Source organism: Sorangiineae bacterium MSr12523, from assembly GCA_037157775.1.
Lineage (GTDB): Bacteria > Myxococcota_A > Polyangia > Polyangiales > Polyangiaceae > Pendulispora > Pendulispora brunnea.
On record CP089982.1, the window covers coordinates 4,617,598 to 4,630,264 of the forward strand.

Consider the following 12,667-nt stretch of genomic DNA (forward strand, 5'->3'; position numbering starts at 1 on the left):
GGGGTGAAACACTTGGTCCCGAGCGTAACAACTTCCGTAACGTTTCTCCCGAGTGTTACGCCCGAGGCCGACTGTTACGCGTAACACTTGCTTTGGACGGGCCCGTCGGGGGCCAAAATCTCCGTATTTCTCGATGATTGTTGCCCTTTTTGAGGCTGGCACGCGCGCTGCATTGCACGACGCCGACCGGTCGCACGGCGCGCCGGAACTTGGAGGGCCGTCGAGAGATGATGATGCAAGGGCGAGATGCTTATCGAGAGGATGCAAATGCGTGTCGAATGGCGTGCGGCAAACAGGACCGCGAGCTGGTCGACGCGATGCTGCGCAACGAGGCGCAGGCGTGGACCGAGTTTCAGAGCCGTTACGATCGTTTGATTCACCGCTGCATCACCAAGGTCACCCGCCGCTTCCCCTCGATGGTGTCGGGCGACGATGTGTTCGAGATTCAGGCCCAGCTTTTCTTATCCCTTCTTGCGAACGAGATGCACAAGCTTCGGACGTTCGACCCGGAGCGCGGCAATCGCTTTTCGAGCTGGCTTGGCTTGCTTGCCATTCACTGTGCTTACGATCACTTGCGCAGCCTGCGCCGGGAGCCGAACAAGGCATCGCTGGCCGAGGCCACGGACTTGGCCTGTCAGCTCCCCGATCCCTTCGAGTGCGTCGCCGAGCGGCAGCGCGCCGCGATGGCCGCCGAAATGCTCGATGGCTTCAGCGAAAAGGACCGCGCATTCGCCACGCTGTACTTCGACGAGGAGCTCGAGCCGAACGAGATTGCCGCGCGCATGAACATCAGCGTCAAAACCGTTTACTCGAAGAAGCATAAAATTCAGTCCCGCCTCGAATCGGCTCTTTCCACGGCGGTCGAACACGCCGCTTGAGGGGGCCGCACACGGTGGTATAAGCCTGGCACCGTGGCGTTCTCTTCATCTCGTACCGGTTTATTCTTGTTTGCGGCCTCTCTCGTATGCGCCATGTGCGGCGTGGCCTGTTCGTCCGAAGACGGAGACCCGCCGAGCCATCGAGAGCCCGACCCGCTGGGTGCCGGAAAGCGCATTCGCGAAGTCGTGAATCCGTCGCTGAAGTTTCGAGGCGACGTGACGGTCACGGGGGCCGAGGTCATCTACATCGATACTTTCGACGAGACGAAGGACGGCAAGAGCCGCGGCACGATTTACGTGCAGGATGTCGGCTCGCAGAATCCGTACTCCGGTATTTCGCTGTATTCGCCATCGTTCATTCCATCGAGCCTGCGGGTTTCCCCGGGCGACGTGCTCGATTTGCGCGGGCCCTACGTCGAGGAGGCGCGCATTGGCGGGGCCATTTTCGACGAAGGGGAATTCTTGCCCCAGCTCTCCAAGCCCATCGCGACCTTCCGCTACGAGACGCCGCTGCCGGCGCCGGTGGAGATCGTCGATGTGAACGATTTGAACGACTACACCAAGGGCCGCAAGTGGCTGAACATGCTCGTCACGATCAAGAACGTGACGATGACGGACAATCCGTATCTCAATAAGTCAGGCCGGCGCAGCGTGCACTTTACGTCGGATACGACCCTCAACGGCGTGACCATCACCAACGAGTTTTACGACCTGCAGGACGCCGAGGTCGCGAAGGACACGAAGTTCGCTTCGGTCACGGGCGTCGTGACGTGGTTCTTCAATTACCACGTCGTTCCGCGTTCCCCCGACGACCTCGTGAGGCCCTAGCCGCCATCGCGGTTTGCGAGTGGCGCACCTCTTCTTCTTCGAGCAAGCCTTTGGCGCGCACGAACGCGGCCACCTTTTGCATCGGCACGCGCGCCGGGCAGCGTCGTTCGAGCTCCGCGAGGCGCTCCTCGGGAACAGCCGCGAACGAGCGCATGGCCGCGTCGAAGTCCGGCATGCTGCGCGACGAGGCGAGCATCAGATCCATCGTGCCAGCATAGACGCCGGCCGATCTGGCCACGCGTAGGCCCTCGCCGAGATCGCACAAACCGCACGCGATGCATCCGCTCAAGATGGGCAAGGTGCGCCGCTCCTCCGGTGTGAGCGGGGGAAGCCGATCGAGCGCGTAGCTCTCTTGAAAGGCGCGAAGCCCGCGTCGCTTGCCTGTCAGCGGTGCGAAGAGCGACTCGAACAGCGTGGCGAGTAGACACGTGGCCAAGAGCCAGATGGCGTGAAGGCGCTCCAAGTCCCCGAATGTGCTCGCGCTTGGCTCGAAGCGCAACGTCACAATTCAGTCCGTTGTTTCAGTTCGGTGGGGGCGCTGCCGCCGTCCTCGCAAAAGGACGACGCGAGACGGGTGCATTCCATTGAAGGATGCCGTACCTGTTGGAATAGCGTCATGCCTCCGCCCCCTTTGCTCGCCCAGGTCGCTTACCTCTTTGCGCTTGCGACTTCCCTCGGTTCCATCTCCGGTTGCGGCGGTGGCCACGGCTCCGAGCGCGCCTTCAACGCGCCGGGCACCACGCAAATCGAGACCGCGAGCAACGATTACTCGTTCATCGATCGCAGCCGGCAGCAGCCCGGCAAGCCGGACGAAGTGGGAATCGCGAGCTGGTACGGCAAAAAGTTCCAAGGCAAGAAGACCGCGAGCGGCGAGCGGTACGATGCGCGGGCCATGACGGCGGCGCATCGCAAGCTGCCCTTCGGCACATGGGTCGAGGTGCGCCGCGTCGATACGGGATCGACCGTCCGCGTGCGCATCACCGATCGGGGCCCCTTCGACGACTCGCACAAGATCATCGACCTATCGCGCGCTGCGGCGGAGAAAATCGGGTTGGTCCAAATTGGAGCGACCCGCGTCGAACTGCGCATCGTGCGCGGGCCGGAATAGATCCTACCCTTCGACCAGCTTGAGGCTCGTCCCGAACCGTCGCGCGTACTCCACGTAATGCTGCGCCGAGGCCGAGATCCAGAGCAGATCGTTCTCGGTTACCTCCCGCACGACCTTCGCCGGTCGCCCCAGGACGAAGGAGCGCGCTGGGATGACCGTGCCCGGTGTCACGAGGGAGCCTGCCGCAATGAAGCAATCGTCCCCGATCGTCGCGTTATCGAGCACGATGCTTCCCATGCCCACCAGCACCCGGTTGCCGATGGTGCAACCGTGCAGCAGAGCCAAATGGCCGATGGTGACATCGCCGCCGACGACGGTGTTGTTCTGACCTCCCGTCACGTGGATCACCGCGTTGTCCTGCACATTGGTGCGCGCGCCGATGCGGATCGAGCCCACGTCGCCGCGCAAAACGGCTCCAAACCACACGCTGGCCTGCGTCTCGAGTTGGACGTCGCCGATGACCGTAGCTTGGGGGCTGACGTACGCGCCTTCCCGGAGGATGGGGCGCGTCCCGTCGTATTCGTAGAGGGGCATTTCTCTTTTCGTCCTGCTTCAGTTTTGTCGGCCGAATCACTCACGCACGATGTCGCATCGTACGAAGTAGCAAGGGCACGGGAGGCCGCGAAGGAAGGGAGGCCGCCCAGAGAGCCCGCGAAGATTATCCTCGCGCGCTCACCCGCATCGTAAGGAGGGACGATGCGGGTGGGCGCGATTATTTATTGGGGTTTTCACGGCGATTTACTGCGAAATAAGGGGCAGCGACCGCACTTGCCGCACGACGGTCGCGCGTGCGGGTTGCTGGGATTCGCCGGAGGATGAAGCAGGAAGACCGAGTGCGGCCAGCGCACCATCTTCCGGGCGACCCGAGAGCGAATGCTTGTTCGCACGCACGATCTCCACGGGAATGGTGTGTCCAATCCACGCCGGCGAACCGCCTTCGAGGTGCACGATTTCGTTGCGCTCGGTTCGTCCTTGCAGGAGCAAGCCATTCGCTTGCTTGTCGCTCTTGCTCTCTCCTTCGACGAGAACCTTCGCTCGCGTTCCCGCGAGCTTCGCCAGGTGCGCTTGCCCTTGGGCTTCGACCACCTCGAACAGCCGAGCAAGTCGCTCTTTCTTCAGCTCTTCGGGCACGTCATCGATGAGCTTCAGCGCAGGCGTGTTCGGACGCGGTGAAAACTTGAACGCGAAGGCGGCCACGAATCCCACCTCGCGCACCAACGTGAGGGTGCTCTCGAAGTCCTCGTCCGTCTCGCCCGGGAAGCCGACGATGATGTCCGTCGACAAGGTCATGTCCGTCCGAGCGCGACGAAGCCGCTCCGCTCGCTCGATGTATTCTGCACGCTTGTAGCGGCGGATCATCCGCTTCAAGATGCGGTCGCTTCCCGATTGCACGGGCAAGTGCACGTGGTGGGCGAGCACATCCAGCTCCGCGTGCGCGCGGGCCAACGACTCGGTCGCGTGCCGCGGGTGAGGGCTCGTGTAGCGCAAGCGAAGAAGCCCCGGCACCTCGGCCGCAATCATCCGCAAGAGCCACGGGAACTGCGACTCGTCCGGATCGTCGCTCTCGGGCGGCGGCAGCTCGGGATCGCGAAAGCTGTCCACGGTCTGACCGAGAAGGATGACTTCCCGGGTGCCCGCATCGACCAACCGGGCAATCTCCTCGACGATCTGGCGCGCAGGGCGGTAGCGCTCCGGCCCACGCGTGTAGGGCACGATGCAGAACGAGCAGCGCTCGTCGCAGCCCTTCATCGTGGTGACGTAGCTGCTGACCGGAGTCTCGCGTCCGTGTGGAACGGCAGCTAAAAACTGCGGCGCATCGATGTCGAAGATGGTGCGCGCGGTGGGCGGCGAGCCCGCGAATTGCGCCTCCACCAAGGCCGGAAGCTCGTGCAGGTTGTCCGGGCCGATGACCAAATCCAGGTGGCGGATGCGCGAAAGAAGCTTCTCGCCCTCCTGCTGGGCCACGCAGCCGGCCACGCAAAGCACGACATGGGGCTTTTCCCGCTTGAGCGGCAAGAGCTTGCCCACCTCACTACGGACCTTCTGTTCGGCCTTGTCGCGCACACTGCACGTGTTGAAAATGACCAGATCCGCCTCTTCGAGCGGGCCCGGCTCCCAGCCGAAGGCCTGAAGGGATTCCTCCATCCGCTCCGAATCGTGGACGTTCATCTGGCAGCCGAACGTCTTGAGGCAATAGCGACGAGCCATCATTTGAAAGCCAGGCCGTTTAGCATACTCTTCGTAGGGATATGGGCGAGCCGGCACATTTTGACACCCTGGTCGATATCTATAACCGCAGCATCGAGAAGTTCGCCGATCGCGAGCTCTTCGGAACGAAGAAAGAGGGGGTTTGGCACTGGATTACGTACCGTGAGTTCGGCAAGCAGGTCGACGGGTTTCGCGGCGGGCTCGCCGGCCTCGGCCTGACGCGGGGCGACGCCGTCGCCATCATCTCCGACAACCGCGTGGAATGGGCCGTCTCGGCGTACGCCTGTTTCGGCCTCGGTGTCGCACTCGTACCCATGTACGAGGCGCAGCTCGAAAAGGACTGGGAGTTCATCGTCCGCGATTGCGGCGCCAAGGCGCTCGTCGTCTCCAAAAAGGACATTCTCCAAAAGGCGAAGAAGCTCCTGGAGGTGATTCCGACGCTCCAGCACATCATCGTCATGGAGGGCGAGAGCGAGGGGCACACGATCCATTCGTTCCGCGCGCTCACGGAGGCGGGGGAGAAGAAGCCGGTGCCGGTCATCCAGCCGGAGAAGAAAGACGTCGCCTGTTACATCTACACGAGCGGCACCACCGGCGTTCCCAAGGGCGTCATCCTGAGCCACAACAACATCGCCTCCAACGTCGAGGGCGCTCACAAAGCCTTCCCGATGGCGTCGGAGGATCGCTCGCTCTCGTTCTTGCCGTGGGCGCATTCGTTCGGGCAGACGGTGGAGTTGCACGCGCTGTTTTCCAATGGCGCATCGATGGGGCTCGCCGAGTCGATCAGCAAGATCCTCGACAACTTGGCCGAGGTGAAGCCCACGCTGCTCTTCAGCGTGCCGCGCATTTTCAATCGGCTTTACATGGCCGTGCAAAAGCAGATTTCCGAGAAGCCCGCCGTGGTGCAGGCCATGGTCAAGGGCGCGCTTCGTGCGGCGGCCAAGCAGCGCGTGGGCGAGAAGCCGTCGTTTGGCGAGGGCATCATGCTCAGCCTCGCGAACAAGGTGGTCTTCTCCAAGGTGCGCGCGAAGTTCGGCGGGCGCCTGAAGTACGCGTTCTCCGGCGGTGCGGCCATCTCGCGCGAGGTGGCGGAGTTCATCGACGGTATCGGCGTCATGGTCTACGAGGGCTATGGCCTCACCGAAACGAGCCCCATCGCCACGGCGAACTGCCCCTTGTCGGGCCGAAAGATCGGTTCGGTGGGCAAGGCTTTCCCCGGCGTGCGCATCGTCATCGACCCGTCCAGCGGCAAGAAGACCGAATCGGGCCGCGACGAAGGCGAAATCATCGTTTACGGGCCCAACGTGATGCAGGGCTACCACAATCGGCCCGAGGAAAACGCGGCGGTCTTCACCTCCGACGGCGGCTTCCGCACCGGCGACATGGGCTACGTCGACGCCGACGGCTTCCTGTACATCACTGGCCGCATCAAGGAGCAGTACAAGCTCGAGAACGGCAAGTACGTCGTGCCGACGCCGCTCGAGGAAGAGATCAAGCTCTCGCCGTACGTGGCCAACGTCATGGTGTACGGGGACAATCGTCCGCACAACGTCGCGTTGGTGGTGGCCAATTTGGACGCGATCAAGGGCTGGGCGGAGAAGGAAGGCCACTCGCTTCCGGCCGCGGTGCTCGAGGATCCCAAGGTGCGGGACCTTCTCGCGAAGGAAATCGAGAAGTACTCGGAGAAGTTCAAGGGCTTCGAGTCGGTGCAGGACTTCGCGCTCATCGACAGCGATTTCACGACGGAAAACGGCATGCTCACCCCGAGCCTGAAGCTCAAACGCCGCAGCGTGCTCGAGAAATACGGCCCGCTTCTCGACGCGCTCTACAAGAAAAAGGCCGAGGCCAAGGCCCAGCGCGCCCGCGCCACGGTCTAACGGCTAGTAGGTGGGGCGTAGCGCACGGACCCGCGCCGGGCTATGAAAGAGCGGAAGCATGCAAAGCCATAGCCGGGCGCGTTCGGGCTGGATCGTCTTCGCGGCGTGGACGGCCGTGGGGATCGTGTCCGCGGTCGAGACGTACTTCTACTGCAACGAGTTCAAGGGCATGCGGGTCTCGCTCGCCGCATGCTTCGTGGGCCGCGTGTTGCCCTGGTACATGTGGGCGCTGTCCACGCCACTCATTTTGCGCCTCACCGCGGGCGAGCGCACGGCCTCGTGGCCGAAGTGGCGCCTGGTGCTGGCCCACACGCTGCTCTTCCTGGGAACGTGCCTCGCGTTCTCGTTGGTCTACCCGGTGGTGGACGTGTGGACGAAGCTCGCGATGGGCGGAAATCTCACCTACGGGCAGCGCGTCCTGCGCTCGCTCATCGGGTGGGTGTCCGCCTTCGTCTTCGCCTACGGCATCGTCCTCTTCGCCGGCGCCACGATGAGCGCGAACCAACGCAAGCGCGAGAGCGAGCGGCGCGAGGCCGCCCTGGCCACGGAACTGGTGCGCGCGCAGCTTTCCGCGCTGAAGTCGCAGCTGCAGCCGCACTTTCTCTTCAATGCGCTGAACACCGCGGTCGCCTTCGTGCGGCAGGGTGACGTGAAGACCGCCGAGCGCACCTTGCTTCTGCTGAGCGACATGCTGCGCGATGTGCTGCGCCAGGTCGACTCGACGGACGTGACCGTCCGCGAAGAAGTGCAAATGTTGAAGCGGTACCTGGAGATCCAGGAGCTTCGCTTCGCCGATCGCCTGCGTGTCACCTGGACCATCGAGCCGCAGGTGATGGAGGCGCGCGTGCCGCTCTTGCTCTTGCAGCCCGTGGTGGAGAACGCCGTTCGCCACGGCATTGCGCGCCGCGCGTCGGCGGGCATGCTCGAGATCCGCGTCCGCCGCGAGGCCGAGCAACTCGTCCTCGAGGTGCGCGACGACGGCCCTGGGCCGCCCGAGGGCTTCGTGCTGTGCGCCTGCCCGGGGCTCGGGTTGCGCAACATCCGCGAGCGCTTGGAGCAGCATTACGGCGGCCAGGCGGAGTTCCGCCTGGAGCGGGTCGAGGCGGGTGGCACCTTGGCGAGCATCTCCTTGCCGTTCCACACCGAGCACGATTCGGGGACGAAGCGCGTGGCGGCGCCGCAGGTGGCCGAGCACGTTGCCGCGTAATCGCCATCCATGACGAATCCAGCGCCCCAGCAGCTCCGCGTGCTGATCGTCGACGACGAACCGCCCGCGCGCGCGGGCCTTCGGCACCTCTTGGCGCGGCATCCCGACGTGGAGATCTGCGGCGAATGCCGCAACGGCGCCGAGGCCATCGAGGCCATTCGCCGCGATCCGCCCGGGTTGGTCGTGCTCGACGTGCAGATGCCCGAGTACGATGGCTTCGATGTGGTGCGCCAGGTGGGCCCGTCGCTCATGCCCCCGGTCCTGTTCCTCACCGCCTTCGACCAATTCGCGCTGAAGGCCTTCGAGATCCACGCGGTCGATTACGTGCTCAAGCCGTGCAGCCAGGAGCGCTTCGACGAGGCGTTGGCGCGCGCACGCCAGCGCATTCGCCAGAGCGAGCTCGCGGCCATCGGCCAGCGCCTCGCGCATCTGCTGCAAGATTTGGAAGCGAAGCCCGGGGCAACCGAGCCGGTGCGCCCCAGCGCCGTGCCGCCCGAGACTCCGTTCGCCGAGCGCTTCGCGATTCGGCTGGGCAACCGCTCCTCCATCGTGGAGGTGCGCGACATCGATTGGATCGAGGCCGACGACTACTGCTGCAGCATCCACGTCGGCGCCGAGACGCACGTCATGCGCGAGAGCTTGCGCGCGTTGGAAGGACGCCTCAACCCCCTGGAATTCGTGCGGATCCATCGCTCGGCCATCGTGAACGTGCGGCGCATCCGCGAGGTGCACGGCACGGCCGGTGGCGAGGCCGTGGTGGTGCTTCACACGGGGATCCAGATCCCCGTGAGCCGCCGCAAGCGCGCGGAGCTCGAGCGGCGCATTGGCCGTCCGCGGTAGGCTGACGGTCGCTCGGACGCCAGTCCCTGCACGCTGGAGACCGCTGGCTGCAGTTCGAAGGCGCAGCGCGGCATGGCCGGCTAGCTTCAACGGTGCCATGGCCAGATGGATCATTGTTTTACTCCTGGGGATCGGCGTGGTGACCGGCTTCGGCCTCGTCTCGGCCACGCAAGTCAAGGTGGCAACGTTCCACTCGCTCGGACAAAAGACCGACGAGGCGCGCGCCGCCGTCTACATGAAGGTGCAATTCCAGCCTTGGGGCACCGATCATGCGTACGCGAAGTTCGCCGGCTCGATGCGGGTGGGCGCCGCCAGCGGCGTGCGCTGGGCCGTTCGCGCGGCCACGCCCGGCAAGACGCACCGCTGGTCCAGCTGGTCCACGGACATGCCGCAGCACGAAAGCCTCGTCGGCTCCCTCGACGACGCGTGCTCCTGAGTCGCTAGAAATCCTCGTGCTTCAGGATCGCTTGCGCGGTCGTGCGGCAGTCGTCCTGGATTGTGACCGTGTGGCCCCCGGCAGCCAGCGGCTTCGCCAGCTCGAGCTGCGCGCTGGGATCGCTGGCCAGGCTGACGTCGCTGTCGGGCCCGGCAACGAGTGAGCCCTGGATCCACGACGAGAGGGGCACGTCGTCGATGAGGATCTCGTGCGCGACGATGACCTCGATCTTCGCCGTGGCGTACGGCATTGTCCAATCGGCCAAAATGGGCAGCTCGTTCAGCACGGCCTTGGCGCCCGGCGGAAGGTAAATCGCGCGGAAGCCCCCCGCGCCCGCAGCATGCACCGCGATCACCCGCCCGCGGCCCGCCAGGCGAACGGCCTCGAGCCGCTCGACGGTTCCACGTCCGGGCGCCGGGAGCTGCCGCCCCTCCCGCGGAAAGGTCTCCGGGAAGACGAGCCAGCGCGGGCCGCCCGCCGGGTTCGTCACGCGCATGTCGAAGCCGTACACCGCCCGAGGCCGGCCCTCGCCGCGGATGCCCACCGAATCGAGCCTGCCCACCGCATCGCGGCACTGCGTTGGACCGCGCGCGCGTCCACTTGTTGCCATAGCAACGGATTTCCGCCCGCCGCCGACATTTTCCACGCATCCCGTGACGGCGCCGAAGAGGCCGACCAGGAAAAGCGCGCATCCAAACATGAACCACCCGAGAGCCACCCGTTGAGGGTACATCGATCATCGCGGTACGCGTTTGACTCGTCACGCGGTACGCTTACGTTTCTCCCACGCCCATGAGCCAATCCCTCGTTGCAGCAGTCGTACAGCTCTCCAGCCAGGCCGACGTGAGTCAAAACCTCCAACGGGCCGAAAAGCTCATCGAGGAGGCGAGTGCTGCGGGTGCCAAGCTCGTCGCCTTGCCCGAGAATTTCGCGTTCATGGGCGATCAAGATCAGAAACGCGCCATCGCCGAACCGGTGGAAGGGACGGGCCCGATCCTGACCTTCGTGCGCGACACGGCGAAGCGCCTCGGCATTCACCTCGTGGCAGGCGGCTTTCCGGAGCGCAGCGAGGATGCGAGGCGCCCGTTCAACACGTCGCTGCTGGCCGGTCCCGAGGGAGACATCCTCGCGGTGTACCGCAAGATCCATTTGTTCGACGTCGATCTCCCCGACGGCACGCGCCTGCAAGAAAGCGCCGCCACGTCGGCGGGGGAGGAGCGCGTGGTCGCCTCCGTCGGGCCGGCCATGCTCGGCATGACGGTTTGCTACGATCTGCGCTTTCCCGAGCTATTCCGCGCCCTCACGCGCCGCGGCGCGCGCATCGTCACCGTGCCGGCCGCCTTCACCGTTCCCACAGGCAAAGACCATTGGCACGTGCTGCTTCGCGCCCGCGCCATCGAAGACCAGGTCTTCGTGCTGGCGCCGGCGCAGACGGGAAAGCATCCGCTCGGCCGTCAGAGCTACGGCAAGAGCCTCATCGTCGATCCGTGGGGCGACGTGCTCGCGCAAGCCGGGGAGGGGGAGGGCATCGCCCTCGCGCGACTGGACTTCGCGTACCAAGATCGCGTGCGCTCGTCGCTCCCGTGCCTCGATCACGTGCGTCTTCTGTGATGCGGATACCGCTCATCGATTTGCGCGCCCAGCACGCGGCCATCGCCGACGAGCTGATGGCCGCCGTGGCAAAGGTCGTTGCGGAGCAGTCGTTCATCTTGGGGGCACGGGTGGCCGCATTCGAGCAACGGCTCGCGGAATACGTGGGCGTGCGGCACGCGGTGGGGGTGGCTTCGTGCACCGATGCCCTGCGGCTGGCGTTGGTCGCATTGGGGATCGGTCCGGGCGATGCGGTCATCACCACGCCGTTCACCTTCGTCGCGAGCGCCGAGGCCATCGTGCGCGCGGGCGCGACGCCGGTGTTCGTCGACGTCGATGCCGATTCGGTGCATCTGTCGCCCGAGCGCGTGGCCGAGTGCATCCGCGAATGGCGCGGCCCCGAGCGGCTGCGCGCCATCTTGGTCGTGCACCTTTTCGGCGCGTGCGCCGACTCGAAAGGGCTGCTCGAGCTTGCGCGCACGCACGGCCTTTTTCTCGTGGAGGACGCCGCGCAGGCCCTCGGTGCGGTGCGCGATGGCGCCGCCGCGGGGGCGGTGGGGCATGCCTCGGCGTTCAGCTTTTTTCCGGCGAAGACACTGGGAGCGTGGGGCGACGGCGGCGCCCTCGTCACCGCCGACGATGCCATCGCCGCGCGCGTTCGGCGGCTGCGCCAGCACGGCGTCGAGGGCGGGCGCGTGATGGAAATCGGCGAAAATAGCCGCCTCGATGCGCTCCACGCGGCCGTGCTCGAGGTGAAGCTTCGCCACCTGGAGGCGTGGATTGCCGCGCGAAGGCAGGGGGCCCGTCGCTACCGCGAGCTTTTGGACGGCGTTCCGGGCGTCTCTTTTTTCGACGCGCTCGACGAGGGTGGCACGCACAATCCGTACGTGGTGCGCATCGCCGAGGGGCGCGATCGCGTTCTCATGTCGCTGCGCGCGCAAGGCATCGACGCGCGGGCCTATTACGACCGGCCCATCCCCGACGAACCGGCGTTCGCCTCGGTGCGGCACCACCGTGCGGCCATTCCGGAGGCGGAAAAGCGCTCGCGGGACGCTTTGGCCTTGCCCCTATGCGCCAACTTGAGCACGACGGCGCAGCAAGAGGTGGTCGACGCCTTGCGAAGCGCGATGGCGGGGAGATAAGTCGCCCGCTGGCGTAGATTGGAGTCGCATGCGGCGTTTCCGTCGGACTCTCCGTGCTTCGCTCTTGGCGGTGCCGTTCATCCTCTTTGCGGGATTTTCGTTCGCGGTCCGCCACTACGAAGGCCTTTCGTTCCTGCTCGACCAGTACGATTTCGGAGGGCTCCCTCAGGAGGAGCGTGCCGCGCAAGTCCGGCAGGCGGGCCAGATGGCGATCGAACGGATCGCGCAAGAGGAAGGCATGACCGCCGACGAGGTTCGTGAGCGCCTGGCGGAGAACACGGCGTACGAGGCTGCCCGCCGGGCGCCGGTGGAAACGCGTGCGGCCCTGGAAACCCTTGCGCACGAGGCGACTTCGCGGAAGAGCACGCCCGTCGCGGTGGCCGCGTATGCCCTGGTCCGCGCGCTCGAGCGCCACGATTGCGGAGCGGCCGCCGTTGCTCTGGCAGACCTGGACGCAAAAGTCGCCTCGGTGGAAGGCGGTCGAGACGTGCTCTCTCAGCGCACCGAGCGCGTCCACCGGGGCATGGCCCTGATCTGCACCGGCGATCTCTAG

At 65.3% G+C, this 12,667-nt stretch carries 14 protein-coding genes; 10 read left to right on the forward strand and 4 right to left on the reverse strand.

Translation table 11 applies throughout. The features are described from left to right. Positions 1-278 precede the first annotated feature (278 nt). Together LZC95_18235 and LZC95_18240 are read left to right on the forward strand one after the other, a co-directional pair. A complete protein-coding gene (locus LZC95_18235; GenBank protein ID WXA98756.1) occupies positions 279-878 on the forward strand; it encodes a sigma-70 family RNA polymerase sigma factor in 600 nt (199 codons plus the stop codon). A gap of 102 nt (positions 879-980) precedes the next feature. Beyond that, positions 981-1,706, forward strand: coding sequence for a hypothetical protein (locus tag LZC95_18240; GenBank protein WXA98757.1), 726 nt, complete (start codon positions 981-983; stop codon positions 1,704-1,706). Here the strand turns inward: LZC95_18240 and LZC95_18245 are convergent. After that, positions 1,657-2,211: a hypothetical protein gene (locus tag LZC95_18245; GenBank protein ID WXA98758.1), complete on the reverse strand. Its 555-nt coding sequence runs from the start codon at positions 2,209-2,211 to the stop codon at positions 1,657-1,659. The genes LZC95_18240 and LZC95_18245 overlap by 50 nt on opposite strands. A 111-nt stretch (positions 2,212-2,322) precedes the next feature. On the opposite strand from LZC95_18245, the gene LZC95_18250 reads away from it, so the two are divergent. Continuing rightward, positions 2,323-2,814 carry a septal ring lytic transglycosylase RlpA family protein gene (locus LZC95_18250; GenBank protein ID WXA98759.1) on the forward strand — a complete coding sequence of 164 codons (492 nt, stop codon included), beginning with the start codon at positions 2,323-2,325 and terminating at the stop codon, positions 2,812-2,814. A 3-nt stretch (positions 2,815-2,817) separates the two neighbouring features. Here the strand turns inward: LZC95_18250 and LZC95_18255 are convergent, their stop codons facing one another. Further along, entirely contained in the window at positions 2,818-3,348 is a 531-nt protein-coding gene (locus tag LZC95_18255; GenBank protein ID WXA98760.1) for a gamma carbonic anhydrase family protein, read from the reverse strand. A gap of 204 nt (positions 3,349-3,552) precedes the next feature. Then, positions 3,553-5,025, reverse strand: coding sequence for a tRNA (N6-isopentenyl adenosine(37)-C2)-methylthiotransferase MiaB (miaB, locus tag LZC95_18260; protein WXA98761.1), 1,473 nt, complete (start codon positions 5,023-5,025; stop codon positions 3,553-3,555). Between the two features lie 38 nt (positions 5,026-5,063). On the opposite strand from miaB, the gene LZC95_18265 reads away from it, so the two are divergent. From LZC95_18265 to LZC95_18280, 4 genes are all read left to right on the forward strand, one after another. Beyond that, the gene (locus LZC95_18265) at positions 5,064-6,899 is read left to right on the forward strand and encodes a long-chain fatty acid--CoA ligase (protein ID WXA98762.1); all 1,836 of its coding nucleotides are present in this window, start codon (positions 5,064-5,066) and stop codon (positions 6,897-6,899) included. A 58-nt stretch (positions 6,900-6,957) separates the two neighbouring features. Further along, positions 6,958-8,106, forward strand: a complete 1,149-nt coding sequence (locus tag LZC95_18270; GenBank protein ID WXA98763.1) for a histidine kinase — start codon at positions 6,958-6,960, stop codon at positions 8,104-8,106. Between the two features lie 9 nt (positions 8,107-8,115). Next, positions 8,116-8,946: a response regulator gene (locus tag LZC95_18275; protein ID WXA98764.1), complete on the forward strand. Its 831-nt coding sequence runs from the start codon at positions 8,116-8,118 to the stop codon at positions 8,944-8,946. Positions 8,947-9,043: 97 nt separating this feature from the next. Continuing rightward, a complete protein-coding gene (locus LZC95_18280; protein WXA98765.1) occupies positions 9,044-9,382 on the forward strand; it encodes a hypothetical protein in 339 nt (112 codons plus the stop codon). A 4-nt stretch (positions 9,383-9,386) separates the two neighbouring features. Here the strand turns inward: LZC95_18280 and LZC95_18285 are convergent, their stop codons facing one another. After that, positions 9,387-9,992, reverse strand: a complete 606-nt coding sequence (locus LZC95_18285) for a hypothetical protein (GenBank protein WXA98766.1) — start codon at positions 9,990-9,992, stop codon at positions 9,387-9,389. 182 nt (positions 9,993-10,174) lie between these two features. Between LZC95_18285 and LZC95_18290 the strand changes: the two genes are divergently transcribed. The 3 genes from LZC95_18290 to LZC95_18300 are packed head-to-tail and all read left to right on the forward strand — an operon-like array spanning position 10,175 to position 12,667. Further along, on the forward strand, positions 10,175-10,993 hold the full coding sequence (locus tag LZC95_18290) for a carbon-nitrogen hydrolase family protein (GenBank protein ID WXA98767.1): 819 nt from the start codon (positions 10,175-10,177) through the stop codon (positions 10,991-10,993). Then, a complete protein-coding gene (locus LZC95_18295) occupies positions 10,993-12,114 on the forward strand; it encodes a DegT/DnrJ/EryC1/StrS family aminotransferase (protein WXA98768.1) in 1,122 nt (373 codons plus the stop codon). Before LZC95_18290 ends, LZC95_18295 begins: the two co-directional genes overlap by 1 nt. 28 nt (positions 12,115-12,142) lie before the next feature. After that, entirely contained in the window at positions 12,143-12,667 is a 525-nt protein-coding gene (locus LZC95_18300; protein ID WXA98769.1) for a hypothetical protein, read from the forward strand.

Excerpts from the sequence above, each read along its gene's own strand:
- LZC95_18300 (WXA98769.1), top strand. The coding sequence starts at position 12,143 with ATGCGGCGTTTCCGTCGGACTCTCCGTGCTTCGCTCTTGGCGGTGCCG.
- LZC95_18280 (WXA98765.1), top strand. The coding sequence starts at position 9,044 with ATGGCCAGATGGATCATTGTTTTACTCCTGGGGATCGGCGTGGTGACC.
- LZC95_18265 (WXA98762.1), top strand. The coding sequence starts at position 5,064 with ATGGGCGAGCCGGCACATTTTGACACCCTGGTCGATATCTATAACCGC.
- LZC95_18270 (WXA98763.1), top strand. The coding sequence starts at position 6,958 with ATGCAAAGCCATAGCCGGGCGCGTTCGGGCTGGATCGTCTTCGCGGCG.
- LZC95_18290 (WXA98767.1), top strand. The coding sequence starts at position 10,175 with ATGAGCCAATCCCTCGTTGCAGCAGTCGTACAGCTCTCCAGCCAGGCC.
- LZC95_18250 (WXA98759.1), top strand. The coding sequence starts at position 2,323 with ATGCCTCCGCCCCCTTTGCTCGCCCAGGTCGCTTACCTCTTTGCGCTT.
- LZC95_18275 (WXA98764.1), top strand. The coding sequence starts at position 8,116 with ATGACGAATCCAGCGCCCCAGCAGCTCCGCGTGCTGATCGTCGACGAC.
- LZC95_18235 (WXA98756.1), top strand. The coding sequence starts at position 279 with ATGGCGTGCGGCAAACAGGACCGCGAGCTGGTCGACGCGATGCTGCGC.
- LZC95_18295 (WXA98768.1), top strand. The coding sequence starts at position 10,993 with ATGCGGATACCGCTCATCGATTTGCGCGCCCAGCACGCGGCCATCGCC.
- LZC95_18255 (WXA98760.1), bottom strand. The coding sequence starts at position 3,348 with ATGCCCCTCTACGAATACGACGGGACGCGCCCCATCCTCCGGGAAGGC.
- LZC95_18285 (WXA98766.1), bottom strand. The coding sequence starts at position 9,992 with ATGGCAACAAGTGGACGCGCGCGCGGTCCAACGCAGTGCCGCGATGCG.
- miaB (WXA98761.1), bottom strand. The coding sequence starts at position 5,025 with ATGATGGCTCGTCGCTATTGCCTCAAGACGTTCGGCTGCCAGATGAAC.